Annotated in this window: 14 protein-coding genes; 12 read left to right on the top strand and 2 right to left on the bottom strand. The window is 71.6% G+C overall.

Annotation, left to right across the window (positions count from 1 at the left end; genetic code table 11):
• From VGO10_RS15040 to VGO10_RS15065, 6 genes are all read left to right on the top strand, one after another.
• Nucleotides 1-336: a hypothetical protein gene (locus VGO10_RS15040; RefSeq protein WP_327469747.1), complete on the top strand. Its 336-nt coding sequence runs from the start codon at nucleotides 1-3 to the stop codon at nucleotides 334-336.
• A complete protein-coding gene (locus VGO10_RS15045) occupies nucleotides 333-767 on the top strand; it encodes a hypothetical protein (protein WP_327469749.1) in 435 nt (144 codons plus the stop codon). Before VGO10_RS15040 ends, VGO10_RS15045 begins: the two co-directional genes overlap by 4 nt.
• Nucleotides 764-1,444, top strand: a complete 681-nt coding sequence (locus VGO10_RS15050; RefSeq protein WP_327469751.1) for a hypothetical protein — start codon at nucleotides 764-766, stop codon at nucleotides 1,442-1,444. Before VGO10_RS15045 ends, VGO10_RS15050 begins: the two co-directional genes overlap by 4 nt.
• A complete protein-coding gene (locus VGO10_RS15055) occupies nucleotides 1,437-2,819 on the top strand; it encodes a transglycosylase SLT domain-containing protein (protein ID WP_327469753.1) in 1,383 nt (460 codons plus the stop codon). Before VGO10_RS15050 ends, VGO10_RS15055 begins: the two co-directional genes overlap by 8 nt.
• A 133-nt stretch (nucleotides 2,820-2,952) precedes the next feature.
• Nucleotides 2,953-5,103, top strand: a complete 2,151-nt coding sequence (locus tag VGO10_RS15060) for an NHL repeat-containing protein (RefSeq protein ID WP_327469755.1) — start codon at nucleotides 2,953-2,955, stop codon at nucleotides 5,101-5,103.
• A 185-nt stretch (nucleotides 5,104-5,288) separates the two neighbouring features.
• Nucleotides 5,289-6,521 carry an acyltransferase gene (locus VGO10_RS15065; protein WP_327469757.1) on the top strand — a complete coding sequence of 411 codons (1,233 nt, stop codon included), beginning with the start codon at nucleotides 5,289-5,291 and terminating at the stop codon, nucleotides 6,519-6,521.
• On the opposite strand, the gene VGO10_RS15070 is transcribed toward VGO10_RS15065, so the two are convergent.
• A complete protein-coding gene (locus tag VGO10_RS15070) occupies nucleotides 6,522-7,817 on the bottom strand; it encodes an acetyl-CoA C-acetyltransferase (RefSeq protein WP_327469759.1) in 1,296 nt (431 codons plus the stop codon).
• Between the two features lie 29 nt (nucleotides 7,818-7,846).
• Here VGO10_RS15070 and VGO10_RS15075 point away from each other — a divergent pair, with 29 nt between their 5' ends.
• Both VGO10_RS15075 and VGO10_RS15080 read left to right on the top strand, forming a co-directional pair.
• A complete protein-coding gene (locus VGO10_RS15075) occupies nucleotides 7,847-9,199 on the top strand; it encodes a 3-oxoacyl-ACP reductase (protein WP_327469761.1) in 1,353 nt (450 codons plus the stop codon).
• Nucleotides 9,196-10,098 carry a MaoC family dehydratase gene (locus VGO10_RS15080; protein ID WP_327469763.1) on the top strand — a complete coding sequence of 301 codons (903 nt, stop codon included), beginning with the start codon at nucleotides 9,196-9,198 and terminating at the stop codon, nucleotides 10,096-10,098. Before VGO10_RS15075 ends, VGO10_RS15080 begins: the two co-directional genes overlap by 4 nt.
• A gap of 78 nt (nucleotides 10,099-10,176) precedes the next feature.
• Here VGO10_RS15080 and VGO10_RS15085 read toward each other — a convergent pair whose 3' ends face one another.
• Nucleotides 10,177-11,607, bottom strand: a complete 1,431-nt coding sequence (locus tag VGO10_RS15085) for an MFS transporter (protein ID WP_327469765.1) — start codon at nucleotides 11,605-11,607, stop codon at nucleotides 10,177-10,179.
• Nucleotides 11,608-11,833: 226 nt separating this feature from the next.
• On the opposite strand from VGO10_RS15085, the gene VGO10_RS15090 reads away from it, so the two are divergent.
• The 4 genes from VGO10_RS15090 (at nucleotide 11,834) to uvrC (ending at nucleotide 16,273) form a co-directional block, all read left to right on the top strand.
• Entirely contained in the window at nucleotides 11,834-13,240 is a 1,407-nt protein-coding gene (locus tag VGO10_RS15090; RefSeq protein WP_327469768.1) for an HDOD domain-containing protein, read from the top strand.
• Between the two features lie 69 nt (nucleotides 13,241-13,309).
• Nucleotides 13,310-13,597, top strand: coding sequence for a hypothetical protein (locus VGO10_RS15095; protein ID WP_327469769.1), 288 nt, complete (start codon nucleotides 13,310-13,312; stop codon nucleotides 13,595-13,597).
• A gap of 5 nt (nucleotides 13,598-13,602) precedes the next feature.
• Nucleotides 13,603-14,268 carry a hypothetical protein gene (locus tag VGO10_RS15100; RefSeq protein WP_327469771.1) on the top strand — a complete coding sequence of 222 codons (666 nt, stop codon included), beginning with the start codon at nucleotides 13,603-13,605 and terminating at the stop codon, nucleotides 14,266-14,268.
• Between the two features lie 115 nt (nucleotides 14,269-14,383).
• Entirely contained in the window at nucleotides 14,384-16,273 is a 1,890-nt protein-coding gene (uvrC, locus tag VGO10_RS15105; RefSeq protein WP_327469773.1) for an excinuclease ABC subunit UvrC, read from the top strand.
• Nucleotides 16,274-16,457: the final 184 nt, after the last annotated feature.

Here is a 16,457-nt window from a genome sequence, read left to right on the forward strand (position 1 = left end):
ATGTGGAAGTTGCGCGCGGGGAGCGGGGAGGACGGGCAGGCAACCGTCGAGCTGGTGGCTGTGTTGCCGGTGCTCGGCCTGGTGGCGCTGCTTGCGTGGCAGGCGGTGGTCGCGGGGCAGACGTGGTGGCTGGCGGGTGCGGCGGCGCGGGCCGGGGCGCGGGCGTCTGCGGTTGGTGGTGATGCGGGTGGCGCGGCGCGGCAAGTCTTGCCGGGGGCGCGGCTGGTGGGCGGCCCGGCCGGCGGCGTGCGCGTCCGCGCGGAGGTGCCGTCAGTGTTTGCCGGCTTGCGCTTCGGCTCGGTCACGGTGCGCGCCCGGATGGAGCCGCAGTCGTGAGCGGTTGGACGTGCCGGCCCGTCCGCCGCTGCGCCGAGCTGTCGGGCTGTCGCACGGCCGCGAGTGGGCGGCCTCCGCGTCGCTTCCTTTCTCTGTGCGACGGACAGTCGACCGTCGAAATCGTCGGCGCGCTGCCGCTCCTCGTGGTCGTGGTCCTAGCGGCAGCCGAGCTGCTCGCCGCCGGCGCGGCGCGTGTCTCGGCGTCGTCTGCCGCCGACGCCGCAGCGATGGCGTTGCTTCAAGGTGGCGATCCCGCTGCTGCCGCCCGCTCGGCGGCGCCGGACTGGACACATTCGCACATCACCGTGCACGTGTCCGGGCGTCATGCGCGCGTGCGTCTGTCGCCACCGAGCCTCGTGCCGGGGCTGTCGAACCTGCTGTCGACGACCGCGAAGGCTGACGCCGGGCCTGCGCCGGAGCAGGCGTCGTGAGCGCGATCGTGCTGAGACGGCTGCGCGATCTGTTCCTGCTCGGCGACGCGGCGCCCACTGCACGACCCGTGCGCCAAGTTGCCGAGCGCACCTTGCCAGCGACGCTCGGTGTTCTGGTCTCGCCAGGCGATGCGTCGGCGGTCGGCGCGGCGTTGGGCCTCGCGGCGGCGGCTGCCCGTCGCGTTCCCTGCGCCGTCGTCTGTCGGTGGACAGGCGCCGAGTCCGTCGAGCCACCACGCTCCGGTCTCGCCGGCGGCGCCGCGCGCAAGCTCGCCCAGCGGCTTGGCGCGCGTGGTCTGGCTGCCGGGGCGTGCGGCCGCGTCGTGACCGTGGCGCTTCCGGCCTCCGATACCGAGGCTCGCGCCGCCACCGAGCGCGCGCTGGCCGCCGCCGGCGACATCCCGTTCATCCTCGTGATCGCCGGCGCGCGATCACCAGCATTCGATCCGCTGCTGGCCGGTCTCGACCGCCTGATCGTCGTGCCGCCGTCCGACGCCGCTGAGGGGCTGGAGCGCCTGGCGATCGACACCGCTGCCCGGCTCGGGCGTGGTGCCGGCCTCCTTCGCCCGCCAACGACCGGTGCGGCGACCGGCCGCCTCCTCGCTGCGACGGGCCTCCCGGTCTCTCCAGCCTGGCGGAAGGTCGCGGCAGCGGCTCTGCGAGGCGACGATGACTGAGTCATGGCGTCGTGGATGGTCTGCGGCGAGCGGCTGCACCCCATGGACCGGCGCCTCACGCATCTGCTCGCGTACGGCTGCGGGCGCCGCCGACGAACGCGGGCAGGCGCTGATGCTCATGCTCGGCGTGATGCTCGCGGTCGTCGCCGGGGCGGCGCTGCTCGGCGCGATCGCCGCTGGCCTGGGCGCCCAGCAGGAGCATCGCGGTGCCGCCGACCTTGCCGCGCTGGCGGGCGCCGAGACGATGCGTGTCGCGCAGCCGCGGCTCTTCGAGCCCGCGCAGTTGGATCACGGCATGGCGAACCCGCGCCATCTCGAGCGCGAGGCCTATCTCGCGCTGGCGCGCCGGTCGGCGATGGCCACCGCGCAGCGCAACGGCGCGCACCACATCGCCATCGCGTTTCCCGACGCAGCCGCGCTGGCGCCGACGCGGATCGCGGTGACCATCACCGACCCGGTGTCCGTCGCGGGGCGCAAGGTGGACGGCGCGGGGCGTGCGGTCGCCGAGGTGGCGCCGTTCGCGTTGCCGTCGTCCGGCGGCGACCTGTCCGGCGAGTACCGCGGCCCGCTCGCACAGCGCCAAGGCAAGCGCATGCGCCCGGACGTCGCGCTCGCCTTCGATCGCATGACCGCTGCGGCACGTGCGGACGGCGTCGCGCTGATCATCACCAGTGCCTTTCGCACCAACGCCGAGCAGGCCGCGCTCTTCGCCGCCCATCCCGATCCGAAGTGGGTTGCGCCGCCGAGCCAATCGCTGCACCGCCTCGGCACCGAGCTCGACCTTGGTCCTCCGTCGGCATACGCCTGGCTGGCGGCCAACGCCAAGCGCTTCGGCTTCGTCCAGCGCTACTCGTGGGAGGACTGGCATTTCGGGTTCGTTCGAGCGGCCGGCACCCGCAGCGTCGGCTTCGGTCCGGGCGACGGCCGCAGCGGCCTGCCGTCCTTCGTTCCGGAGCGCTGGGCGCCGGCGATCTCCCGCGCGGCACAGCACTGGAACGTCGGCGCCGCTCTGCTCGCCGCCCAGCTCTGGCAGGAGTCGCACTTCAACCCATTCGCCCAATCAAGCGCCGGCGCCCAGGGCATCGCACAGTTCATGCCCGGCACCGCCAAGGCCTACAACCTCGTCGACCCCTTCGACGGCGAAGCGGCGATCCTCGCCCAGGCCCACCTCATGCACGATCTCCTCGCCCAATTCGGCTCCGTCCCACTCGCGCTAGCCGCCTATAACGCCGGACCACAACCGGTCGCCGCCTGCGGCTGCATCCCCCAGATCCCCGAGACCATCACCTACGTCGCCACCATCCTCGGCCTCCTCGGCGGCACCGGCGACCCGGCCGCACTCGCCACCGGCCTCAAGGTCCGGCTTGTCGCATGACGACGGGACGCTCTACGCGAACGACTCTTGCGACGAGCGTTAGAGCAGCCATTAGAGCTTGGCTATCGCCCAGTTCCTATGCCCAGGGAACTCCCTGATGTGGCACATAGGCGTTGCAGATACGGTGCGCCGCATGATTGGCCGACTGCTGACCGGAACGCTGACTGCCGTCCTCGCGCTGGGGGTGGGAGGTGCCTCTGCGCAGGAGCCCGGCTCGGTGCAGACGATCAGCTTCGGCGATGAGCCCGGCGCATTGCGGTTGCCGGAGGCGCTGGCGATCACGCCCGCTGGCGACTTGTTGGTTGGCGACCACTTCAGCGGCCGCGTACAGCGCTTTCACGACGGCAAGTACGTCTCGTCGTTCGGCCTGAGCGGCCAGGGCTGCGGACGGCTTGGGGCGATCGGTGGGATCGCGGTGGACGCCAAAGGCAACAGCTATGTGTTGGACACCAACCAGCAGTTGGTGCAGGTCTTCGATGCGGGCGGTGCCTCCGTCCGCTGCTTCGGTGGTCGCGGCCCCGGGCTCGGCAAGCTCCACACGAGCTCGGGGAGCTATGCCGCGTCGTCGGCCAGCGGCGGAATCGCGGTCGCGGGCAAGTACGTCTATGTCGCCGATGCCTCCAACAACCGCGTGCAGCGTTTCACGCTCTCCGGCAAGAACCCCAAGATCCTCGGCAAGGGCAAGCTGAAGATGCCGCAGGGGCTCGCGGTCAAGGGCTCGCGGATCCTTGTGGCCGATGACGCCGACCACCGCGTCGTCGAGCTGACGACCTCGGGGCGCTTCGTCAAGGCGACATCGGCCAAGACGGGCGTCCGCCTGCGCTTCCCCTACGACGTCGCCTTCGGCGACAACGGGGGCGCCTATGTCGCCGATAACAACCTCCATCGCATCGTCCAGCTCGACCGCCACCTGCGCCGCGTCCGCACCTGGGGCTCACAGGGCCACGGCAACGGCAAGTTCGTCTTCCCGCGTGCGCTCGCGATCCAACCCAATGGCCATGTGTTGGTCGCCGACGCCGGCAACGATCGAGTCCAGGAGTTCACCAAGTCCGGCGGCTTTGTCCGCAGCATCGGGATTAACGGGCGCGCGCGACCGCACATCACGGCGCCCGCGGACGTCGCCGCCAACGCGTTCGGCGAGGTCGCGGTCGCCGACGGCAACGGGCGAATCTCGTGGTTCGATCTCGCCGGCCACGCCGCTGGCGCCTGGGCCCAGAGCAAGTCCTTCCAGAACTCGACGGCCGTCGTGGCCCAGCCGCAGGGGATCGGCTTCGCTACCGACCGCTCGGTGCTCGCGGCCGACAACGGCTCCGTGCGCGCCTTCGCCGACCAGACGGTCACGGGTCTGCTCACCTTCGTCGATCGCGGTCCTGCGGCGTCCGGCCTCGACGTGGGGCCGACGGGCACCGCGTGGGTCGTGGCCGGCACCGGCGAGTTCGCCCGCATCGGCGACACCGCAGACGCCAAGCCGACCTGGCTCGGCACCCGCCAAAAGCCCGGCCGCAGCACGACCGCCATTGCTGAGCTGATCGACGGCACGCTCGCGATCGCCGAGGGCACCTCGCCCAACCAGACCCGCCCGGCCGACGGCACCGTCGCGCATTACGACGCGACCGGCAAGCTGCTGGCGACCTGGCCGATTCCGCGGCCCGCAGGCGGCGAGCCATCCATCCCGGCCGGCCTGGCGGCCACGAGCGACGGCGGCGTCTGGGTCGCCGACGCCAACAACGGCCGCCTGCTGCGGCTGGCTGCCGACGGCACGATCACCCAGACGCTCGGCACGCCCGGCACCGGGGCCGGGCAGCTCGCCGTTCCACGCGGCCTGGAGCTCGACTGTGATGGCGGCCTGCTGGTCGCCGACAGCGGCAACAACCGCATCGAGCGCTTCGCCGGCGTCGCGCCCGCGCGCGGCTGCGCGGCGACCACGACGCCGACCGCGGCCGGTCGGCCGCCCGCGCCCGTCGGCCTCCACGTCAAGACCAAGGACCGCGCCAAGCGCCCCGGCGCCCGCCTCGGCGCCATCACCGCGACCTGCCGCCGCACCTGCACCTTGGCCACCACCGTCGCTAACGCCGGTGTCATCGTCGGCGGTCAGATCAAGAGCTTTTCGCTCGACGTGACGATCACGGGTACGACGATAACGCTGAAGGCCTCGGCCGCCGCCGTAAAGGCGATGCACACCGCCCTAAAAAAGGACGGCTACGTCACCGCGGGGGTGACGGTCACCGCCACCGCGAACGATGGTGTCGTCGATACGGCAGGGATCGCCTGGCAATATCACTAGTCGCGCGCTGCGGCGCCGCGCGCGTCCGACACGCCGCTGTATCTGGCCTTTAGGCCGGCGGCTAGGGTGTACCCGAGGCGCCGCTGGGTAGGGGTACCACCAGCGGCGCAGGAGCCCGACCGACGCTTGGCGTCTGCCCGCAGCGTTCTTCGCCGCCTCTCAGCTTCGTGACCGACCGTCTGCACATGCCCACGGCCGAGCCGCCACCAGCCCGCGCCCCGCGCGGTCGCCTCGACGCGCTCGACGGCCTGCGCGGGCTCGCCGCCACCGGCGTCCTGGTCCTGCACGTGTGGATGTTCAGCTACGGCGACAGCCATCGCCCGCCGAAGGGCTTCCTTGACTTCACGCTCGGTGAGCTGCGCCTTGGCGTCCAGCTGTTCTTCGTGCTCTCGGGCTTCCTGCTCTTCCGGCCGTTCGTCGGCGCGGCGCTGGACGGTGCGCGTCGGGGCCCGAGCCTCGCGCGCTACGTGATCCGCCGCGCCGCGCGCATCCTGCCCGGCTACTGGCTCGCGCTCGCCGCGTCGTTCCTGCTGCTGCGTCATCTCGATCACCCGATGCAGATCGATCCCGCCCAGCTGCCGGTCTTCCTGCTCTTCGCCCAGAACCACTTCGAGGAGACGATCAAGCACCTCGATCCACCGATGTGGACGCTGGCGATCGAGGTGTCGTTCTACGCGACGCTGCCGCTCGCCGGCCTGCTCGCGCTGCGGCTCGGCATCCATCGCGGCCGCCTGGTCGTCCTCACGCTGACCGTCATCGCCGCCGGTCTGCTCAGCACGGTCCTCGCCTACACCCATCACTGGCCGCAGACACTGAGCACGTCGCTGCTGCCGCATCTCACCGAGTTCGGCGCCGGTATGACTGCGGCTGTGCTGCTGCACCGCCGGACGCTGCGGGCGACCCCGGCCGCCGCCGTCGCCATGGCGGGCATCGTGCTGATCGTCGCCAACTCGTGGTGGCACGCGACCGGCGCCGGATCGGTGGACACCCGCAACCTCGTCGGCGACGCGCCCGGCGTGGCCGGCATCGCGCTCGTCCTCGCCACGCTCGTCGCCGGACCGTGGCAGGCCGTGCTGCTGGCGCGCGGCCCGGCGAAGTGGCTCGGGACGATCTCCTACGGCGTTTACCTCTTCCACTTTCCTGTGATCGTCGCCCTGCGCATGACCGGCCACTGGCCGCAGGACTCACTCACGCGCGAGCTGCTCGCCGTCCTGGCGATCACGCTGCCCGCCGCCACGCTCAGCTGGCTGTTCGTCGAGCGCCCCGCGATCCGCTGGGCGCAGCGGCGAACGAGCGCCGGCCGGACCACCGTGAATGTGCCCCACTCGCTCGCGCCCGAGCCGCGCCGCCAGCGCACCGGCGAGCGGCCCGTCCTGCGCCCGCAGCCCGCAAGTGCGAGCGGCGAGACTTACCGCTGATCAGCGCTCGACGATCGCCACGACGCCCTGGCCGCCGGCGGCGCAGACCGAGATCAGCGCGTGGCCTGAGCCCTTCTCGGCGAGCAGCTTGGCGGTCGTTGCCAGGATCCGGCCACCGGTCGCGGCGAACGGATGGCCTGCGGCCAGCGACGAGCCGTTGACGTTCAACTTGGTTCGGTCGATCGAGCCCAGCGGCCCGTCGAGGCCGAGGTGGGAGCGGCAGAAGTCCCCGTCCTCCCACGCGGCGAGCGTCGCCAGCACCTGCGAGGCGAAGGCCTCGTGGATCTCGTAGTAGTCGAAGTCGTCGAGCGTCAGGCCGGCGCGGGCGAGCATCTTCGGGACGGCGTAGACCGGGGCCATCAACAACCCCTCGTCGCCGTGCACGTAGGGGACCGCCGAGGTCTGGGAGTGCGTCAGGTAGGCGAGCACTGGCAGGCGCCGCTCGGCGGCCCACTCGTCGGTGGAGAGCAGGACCGTCGAGGCGCCGTCCGACAGCGGCGTCGAGTTGGCCGCCGTCATCGTCGCGCCGTCCTCGCCGACACCGAAGACGGGCTTCAGCTTGGCCAGCTTCTCCAACGACGAGTCCGGGCGCAGGTTCTGATCGCGCGACAGGCCGAGGTAGGGCGTGACCAGGTCATCGAAGAACCCACGGTCATACGCGGCGGCCAGATGCTGGTGGCTAGCGACCGTCAGCTCGTCCTGGGCCTCGCGCGTGATGCCCCACTTGCGTGCCGTGATCGCCGCGTGGTCGCCCATCGACAGCCCGGTCCGCGGCTCGGCGTTGCGCGGGACGTCGGGCGCCAGGTGCGACGGTCGGACGTGGGCGAGCAGCTTGACCTTGTCGGCCGTGCTCTTGGCCGCGTTGACCTTGACCAGCAGGCGCCGCAGGTCGTCGTTGACGCCCAGCGGCGCGTCGCTGGTGGTGTCGACGCCGCCGGCGATCGCCACGTCGGTCTGTCCGAGCGCGATCTTGTTGGCCGCGAGGATCGCCGCCTGGATGCCGGTGTCGCACGCCTGCTGGATGTCGTAGGCGGGCGTCGCGTCGCTGAGCGTGCTGCCCATGACGCACTCGCGGATGAGGTTGAAGTCGCGCGCGTGCTTGAGCACGGCGCCGCCGACGACCTCGTCGACGGTCTCACCGGCGAGCCCGAAGCGGGCGATGAGCCCTTCGAGCGCGCTGGTGAACATGTCCTGGTTGGACGCCTGGGCGTAAGGCCCGTTGGAGCGCGCGAAGGGGATGCGGTTGCCGCCGAGGATCGCGGCTGGACGGGGGAGAGAGCTCTTGGTCTTGGCCATGGTGACATCAAAGAATGTAACATCGAACCGTGTCGCAAGCCGCTGATCGTTACCAACGCCTCTCGTCCACGCCGCCCGGCCGCTTCCTCGTGGGGCGCCTCGGACTGCCGCAATCCACGCCTCTGCGCCGCTACGCGCCGGGCCAACCGCTGCTCGACGGCCCCGCGCTCGTCGGTGGCGCCCCCGAGCGTCGCCTGCTCTCCACGGTCGAACAGGTCCTCGAGCTGGGGGGCGGCGAGACGCTCACCGCGGTCGACGACGGCGCCACCACGCCGGTCGCCGCCATCGTCTTCGACGCCTCCGGCATCACCGCCTCCGAGGACCTCCGCGCGCTGCGCGACTTCTTCTCGCCGGTCATCACCCGCTTGGGCCGCTGCGGTCGCCTGCTCGTCCTCGGCACGCCTCCCGAGCACGCCGCCGACCGCCGCCACGCCGTCGCCCAGCGTGCGTTGGAGGGCTTCGTGCGCTCCGCCGCCAAGGAGCTGCGCCATGGCGCGACCGGCCAGCTCGTCTACGTCGCGCCCGGCGCCGAGGAGGGGCTCGAGTCGACGCTGCGGTTCTTGTTGTCGTCCAAGTCGGCCTACGTGTCGGGGCAAGTCATCCGCATTGGGTCGGGCGCGTCCCCGGCACCTGACGATTGGGAGAAGCCCCAGGCCGGCCGCACCGTTGCGGTCACCGGCGCCTCGCGCGGCATCGGCGCGGCGATCGCCCAGACGCTTGCGCGCGACGGCGCCCATGTCATTGCCATTGACATCGCGGCCCAGGGCGAGGACCTCGCGAAGGTCGCCAACGCGATCGGCGGCTCGTCGCTGGCGCTCGACGTCACCGCGGCCGACGCGCCGGCGACGCTGGCCACCCACCTGCAGGAGCGCCACGGCGGCGTGGACGTCGTCGTCCACAACGCCGGCATCACGCGCGACCGCACGCTCGCGCGGATGAAGCCCGAGCGCTGGGACGCGGTCCTCGAGGTCAACCTCTCCGCACAGGAGCGCCTGAACGAGGCGCTGCTGGGGGGCAACCTGATCGGCGAGGGCGGTCGGATCGTCACCGTCTCGTCGATTGGCGGCATTGCCGGTAACCGCGGCCAGACCAACTACGGCGCGTCGAAGGCCGGCGTCATCGGCATCGTCGAGACGCTCGCGCCGGAGCTCGCCCAGCGTGGCGCGACGATCAACGCGGTCGCGCCCGGCTTCATCGAGACGCAGATGACCGCGGCGATGCCGCTCGTCGTCCGCGAGGGCGGGCGCCGCATGAACTCGCTCGCCCAGGGTGGCCTGCCGATCGACGTCGCCGAGACGATCGCGTGGTTCGCCAGCCCGGCGTCCGGCGGGGTGAACGGCAACGTCGTGCGCGTCTGCGGTCAGTCGCTGATCGGCGCATGAGCGGCCCGGAGCGCACGCTGGACAGCGCGCCGGGCGCTGCGACGCTCTACCCGCGCGCGGCGTTCGGGACGTTCGCGCGGCCGCTGCTGCGCAAGGTCCCGCTCGTCGGCGGGAGCGCTCCCAAGACGCTGCCGGAGCTGACGCTCGGCCTGGACGACATCGCGCTCGACGCCGGCCATGTCGCCGATTACGCCCGCGTCTGCGGCTTCGACCTCCGTGACACGCTGCCGCCGAGCTACTTGCACATCCTCGGCTTCCCGCTGGCGATGTCGCTGATGACCGACGGGGCGTTCCCGTTCGGCGTCATCGGCCTGGTCCACGTGGCCAACCGGATCGACCACGTCCGGTCGGTGGGGCTGGGCGAAATGCCGAGCATCCGCGTGCACGCCGAGGACCTTCGTGAGCACGCGAAGGGACGTCAGTTCGACGTCGTCGCGGTCGCGACCGTCGGTGGCGAGCGCGTGTGGGAGGGACGAAGCACCTACCTGCGCATCGGCGGTGGCAGCGGCAGTGCGAGCAAAGACGACAACAAGACAGAGCGCGCCGCGGGGGTGGGTGGGACCGCGCCCGAGGCGCTCTGGAAGGTCCCCGGCGACATCGGCCGCCGTTACGGCGCGGTCTCCGGCGACCGCAATCCCATCCACCTGCACAACGTCAGCGCCAAGCTGTTTGGCATGCCGCGCGCGATCGCGCACGGCATGTGGCTCAAGGCCCGCGTCCTCGCCGCGCTGCGGCCGGAGTTGCCGGAGACCTTCGCCGCCGACGTGCGCTTCAAGCGCCCTGTCTTGCTCCCGGCGAAGGTCGCGTTCTCCACCGACAAGATCGCCGACGGCCGCGAGTTTGCGGTCTACGACGCCAAGCACGGCATCCCGCACCTCGAAGGCCGCGTCGGCGCCTAGAACCACCACGGGGCGGGCCTGTCTGCGGACCGCTGACGTCCGTCAACAGGCCCACCCCGGGGGCGAGGTGCGTGCTGGTCAGACCGCCTCGGCGACCAGGGTGTCGTCGGCGACGCGGGTCGTCTGGTCCGCCTCGGCCGGCGCCGGGTCGCGCAGCAGCGCCCAGCAGGCCGCGGCGCCGACGACGCAGACCGCCGCGCAGACCCACAGCGCGTCGTGCAGGCCGCCCACGAACGCGTCGTGGCCGCCGCCGGCGAAGATCGTGCCGGAGGGGATCAACGCGCCGAGCGCCGCGACGCCGACCGCGATGCCGGCCTGACGGAACGTGTCGTTGGCGCCCGCCGCCAGCCCGCTCTGATGCTCGGGGACCGAGCTGAGCGCGAAGTTGCTGATCGACGGGTTGAACAGGCCCGTGCCGATCATCGCCAGGAGCGAACCCGGGAGGGCGATCGTCCACGACGAGTCGACCTGCGCCAGCGTCAGCAACGCCATGCCGGCGCCGACGAGCACGAGCCCGACCGACACCATCGCCCGACCCGAGACACGCTCGGCCACCGAGGCCGACGCCCCCGCGACGAAGAACATGACGATCGTCGACGGGAGGTAGACGAGGCCGGCCTCGATCGCTGAGAGGCCCAGCACCTGCTGCAGGTAGAGCGTGACGTAGAAGAAGATCGCAAACCACGTGGCCGAGATCGCGAACGCTCCGACCTGCGCGCCGGTGAACGATCCGGAGCGAAACAGGCCGAGCGGGAGCATCGGCTCGGCGACCTTCGCCTCGATCGCGACGAACGCGGCGAGCAGGATGCCGGCGCCGCCGAGCTCGGCGACGATCTGGGCGCTGCCCCAGCCGAGCTCGTTCCCGCGCAGCAGCGCGAGGATCAGCAGGAAGAGACCACCGGTCAGCGTCAGCAGGCCGCCGACGTCGACGCGCCGGGCCATGGCGTCCTTGGACTCCGCGACGTAGGCGCGCGTGATCGCCAGGCAGACGAGGCCGAGCGGGATGTTGATGAGGAAGATCCAGCGCCAGCCCAGGCCGCTGGTCAGCGCGCCGCCGACGAGCGGGCCGACGGCGAAGGCGGCGCCGATCGTCGCGCCGTAGGCGGCCAGGGCACCACCGCGCTCCTTGGCGGTCGGGAACGCGTTGGCCAGCAGCGCGAGGGAGACGGCGAACATGATCGCGCCGCCGATGCCCTGCACGGCGCGGGCGACGTTGAGGAAGGTGATGTCGCCGGCCACGGCGCAGAGCAGCGATGAGACCGAGAAGAGCGCCAGGCCATAGCTGAACAGGCGGCGGCGGCCGAAGCGATCGGCCAGCGCGCCGGCGGTTAGCACCGTTGAGGCGAGGGCAAGGGTGTAGGCGTCGACGATCCACTGCAGACCGTGCAGGTCGGTCTTGAGGTCACCGGCGATCTTGGAGAGCGCGGTGTTGACGACGGCGATGTCGAGCATCAGCATCGCGGTGGCGACGCAGACCACGGCGAGCGTCCAGCGTTGGATCTTGTTCACGGGGAGGTCCTTGGGGAGCGGGGTCGTGCTTGTGAGGCTCACTCTGACGGTGCGGACCCCCGGAGGAAATGCGGGGAACCCCCAGTGTCGGGGTTCGTGCGGTTGCCCACACCCGCCCGGGTGCGGGCAACCGGGGTGGGCGGGTCCGGGTTCTCCTCCGACACTCGTCCAGCGACCACATCCCCACCTCAACGCGCCCCGACCGCGGTCGATGCCAGAGAGAGCCATGGAGGCAAAGCACGCAACGGACTGCGCGCCCTGGAAGGAAGGCATCGACCCCGTCGCTGCCCAATCCGTCGCAGGCGCCATCGATCAACTGGCCGAGTTCCCGGTCCTGGACGCCACGGTGCTCCGTGTCATCGCGCTCTGCGATGACGACGAGTCCACGGCGGCCGACCTGGTCGACGCCCTGGAGCAGGACGCGACCTTCGCCGCGAACCTCCTGCGCTTCTCGAACTCGGCGGCGCGCGCGCATCCGATTCGCGCCAAGACCATCCGCCAGGCCGTCATGCTCGTCGGCCGTCGTGCCTTGCGCCGCCTCGCGCTGGAGGCCGCCACCTACCGCTTCCTGGAGCGCTCCAAGGGCAACGGCCGCGCGTCCGTCGGCCAGATGCATCTGCACGCGATCGCGGTGGCCATCGGCGCCGCGGCCGCAGCCGAGGAGGCGCGCGTCCCGGGCGACACCGTCCACCTCGCCGGCCTGCTGCACGACGTCGGCAAGCTCGTGCTGCCCGAGGTCTTCGGCGAGGAGGCCTGCGACGCCCTGGCGCGCGAGTTCCCCGCCGGCGCCGAGCGCGTCCTGGCCGAGCGTGAGCGCTTCGGCATCGACCACGCCCAGTGCGGCGCGCTGCTGGCCGAGCGCTGGGGGCTGCCCGCCGAGGTCGCCTCGATCATCGCCTGGCACCACGGCGGCCCGACCGGCGTCGGCGCCCCGAACGCCGATATCGCCTGCGTGCAGTTGGCCAACAACGTCTCCGGGATGCTGGGCGGCGTCGAGGCCGACCATGCCCTGCTCGAGGTCGCGCTCGATCGTCTGTCGCTGACCTCCGATGTGCTGGATGTCCTGGCCGATCAGATGACGCAGACCGACCAGCGCGGTGAGGCCGGGCGCCTGGCTACGCGCGTCGCCGAGCTGGAGCGGCTGTCGCAGACCGACGACCTCACCGGTCTGGCGAACCGCCGTCACTGGCTGCAGACGACGCGGATGGCGCTGATCGAGAACGGCGGCGGCGCGATCCTGATCTGCGACATCGACCACTTCAAGGCGGTCAACGAGCGCCACGGCATGGCCGCGGGCGACCTCGTCCTGGCCGAGATCGGACGGATCATCGCCGTGCACGGGCACGCCGGCCGGCTGGGCGGCGACGAGTTCGCCGTGCTGGTCCCCGGCAACCTCGAGGAGGCCGTGCAGGCTGCGCAGCGGATCATGGCCCAGGTCGGCGAGGTCTTCGAGGCGGGCAGCGGCCCGCAGATCGACCTCTCGCTCGGCTGCGCCGCGGCGCCGACCCACGGCAACGAGCTGGCCGATCTGCTGGAGGCGGCCGACGTCGCGCTCCTGGACGCCAAGCGCACGGGCCGCTCGCGGGCGATGATCGCCGGCGCGGAGCTGCGCTCCGACGACGTCGCTGCCTAGCGACAAGGTCACAGGCGACAGGCGACACCGCTCTGGCGTCGAGGGACGACTCATGGTCGACTATCGACCATGAGTCGTCCCTCGATCGTGGCGGCGCGCTGGTATGAGATCCGGCGCGCGCAGAGCCGCAAGCCGGCGACCTACTCGTGCCCGTTCTGCCCGCGCAAGCTGCCGGCGTTCAGCGAGCACGTGCTGATCCGACCCGAGGGCCGCGGTGACGGGCGGCGCCACGCGCACCTGGCCTGCGCGGCGAAGGCGCGGGCGGCTGGGCGGCTGCCGTCGGAGTCGGAGTGGCGGGCGACGCAGCCGCGGCGACCGGGGCTGCTGGCGCGGCTCTTGCGTCGGCGGGGAAGATGATGGCCATGCCCGACGCCCCGCTGGTCACGACCCGCCTGTCGCTGCACGCCCTCGCCGAGCGGGTGATCAGCCCGCTGCGCGTGCAGGCGACGGGGAACGAGATCGCGCTGCGGGTCCGGCCCGGTGGCTTCGGCACGCCGGATCTGCCTGATGGGTCGTGGGTCGGTGTGAGCGGGACCGAGGTCGTGCGGCTCGGCGCCGGCGGCGATGAGCAGCGGACGGCCGTCAGCTCGCTACGTGCCGCCGCGGCGTTCGTCGGGCTGGTTGGCGGTGCGTCGCTGCCCGATGATCCGCTGGAGGTCCACGCCGGCGCCGCCGCCGTGCTCGCCGAGACCTGGGCTATTGGCGAAGAAGCGCTGACCGCCTTCGCCACCGGCGGCGCGGAGGACCCATCGGCGCCGATCCTCTGGCCCGAGCACTTCGACATCGCCATCGAAGCCGGCTCCGAGACCGCCGGCACCCGCGCGACCTACGGCATCTCGCCCGGCGACGCCGACCACGACGAGCCCTACGCCTACGTCGGCCCATGGACGCCACCAGAGACCGTCGGGCCCGACACCTTCTGGAACGCCACCGCCTTCACCGGCGCCGAACGCCCGGTCGCGGCCGACGACGTCGACGAGCTGGTCGCGTTCTTCCGCGAGTCCCACCGTCTGTTGACCACGCCTTAAGGGGTCTGACCCCTCGACGGCGTTTTGCCTGCAGATCGCACGCGAGCAATTGTTGAGCGCAGATTGAGGGTCTGACCCCTGGTCGGGCCGTGGTCGCGCCTATCCTCGGAGGCGCATGGCCTCTGCCTCCCAATCCGAAGGGCGCAAGACCCGTTTAGCCGAGCAGCGGCGCAAGCTGCCCGACGGCCCGGGCGTCTACCTGTTTCACGATGCCAACGGCAAGGTCATCTACGTCGGCAAGGCCAAGTCGCTGAAGAAGCGGGTTGCCGGCCACTTCTCCAATCCGGTCACGCGCGGAGCGGTGCAGATGACCTCGCTCATCGACAGCGTGGACTTCATTTTGGTCGGCTCGGAGACCGAGGCGCTGCTGGTCGAGCAGAACTTCATCAAGCAGTACCAGCCGCGGTTCAACATCCGACTGCGCGACGACAAGTCCTATCCGTACATCGCGATCTCGATGGACGAGCCGTTCCCGCGCGTCTACTTCACGCGCGAGCGCCACCGCCGCGACCGCGTGTACTTCGGGCCCTACTCGAACGCCAAGCGCGTGCGCGGCACGCTCGACCTGCTGGGCAAGGTCTTCCTCTTTCGCTCCTGCCAGGGCGTCGAGCCGGGACGGCGGACGGGCTCGCCGTGCCTGGACTACTACATCAAGCGCTGCGGGGCCCCGTGCGTCGGCTACGTGACGCCCGACGAGTACCGCGAGTCGATCGACGGCGTCGTGGCCTTCCTGTCCGGGCGCTACCGCGAGATCGAGCGCGATCTCGAGAAGAAGATGAAGGCGGCCTCGATCGCGCGCGACTACGAGCAGGCGGCGCTCGAGCGCAACCGCCTGCGCGCGGTGCGCTCGCTGCTCGAGCGCCAGCGCGTGGCCAACGAGTCGATCGGCACGGTCGACGTCGTCGCCGTCGCGGTCGACGGGACCGACGCCAACGCGCAGGTCTTCCAGATCCGCGACGGCGTGCTGTCCGACCGCCAGTCCTTCTATCTCGAGAACGCCGTGGAGCGCGAGGTGGGGGAGGTGGCCGAGGAGTTCCTGCTGCAGTACTACGGCGACCAGATGGCGATCCCGCCCCAGATCATCGTCCAGGAGGACGTCGAGGAGCGCGACGCACTGGCCGAGGCGCTCGGGCAGCGCCGCGGGGCCAAGGTCGAGGTCCGCGCCGCCGAGCGCGGCGACAAGCGCCGGATCCTCGAGCTGGCCGAACGCAACGCGCTGCTGGCGCTCGACCAGGAGCGCCTGAAGGCCGAGCGCCGCCGCCAGCAGCGCGTCGAGGCGCTCGACGGGCTCCAGGAGGCGCTGGGGCTCGATGCGCTGCCGCTGCGCATCGAGTGCTTCGACATCTCCAACCTCATGGGCACCCACACGGTCGCGTCGATGGTCGTCTTCGAGGGCGGCGCGCCGAAGAAATCCGACTACCGGCGCTTCAACGTGCGCGGCGGGGAGGAGGGCGTGCCAGACGACTTCGCCGCGATGGAGGAGATCCTCGGACGTCGGCTGGCGCAGTGGGAGACCCAGCAGGACCTCAGTCCGCACGACCCCAAGCGCAACGAGTCGTTCGCCACGCTGCCCAACCTGATCGTCATCGACGGCGGCCCGGGCCAGCTCGCGGCGGGCCTGCGCGCGCTGGAGGGCTTCCGCCGGCGCGGCGTGACGGTCATCTCGCTGGCCAAGCGCATCGAGGAGGTCTTCGTGCCCGGCCGGCGCGAGCCGATCGTGCTCCCGCACGACACGCCCGAGCTGCAGCTGCTGCAGCGCGTGCGCGACGAGGCCCACCGCTTTGCCATCACCCATCACCGCACGCGCCGCGATCGCGCGATGACGACGTCCATCCTCGACGACCTGCCGGGGATCGGCCCGGCGCGCAAGCGCACGCTGATGGCGCACTTCGGCTCGCCCGAGGCGGTCCTGTCGGCGACGCGCGAGCAGCTCGAGGTGGTGCCGGGGCTGCCGGGCAAGACGGCACGCGACATCTGGACGCACCTGCACCGGACAGGGGACTGAGACCCTTCACGCGGGGTTCACCGCAATGTCCGACGAGCCCGAGAGACTGGAGGACATGGCCGTCAAAGCCCCGACGCGCCGCGGGCGTCTGCGCCTGGGGCGCCGTGGTCGCGAGGAAGAGTCCGGTCCCGAGGCGACCTCGCCACGGCCATACGCCGAGACGCGCCTGGAGGATCTCGTCGTC

Source organism: Baekduia sp., assembly GCF_035996765.1.
GTDB lineage: Bacteria > Actinomycetota > Thermoleophilia > Solirubrobacterales > Solirubrobacteraceae > Baekduia.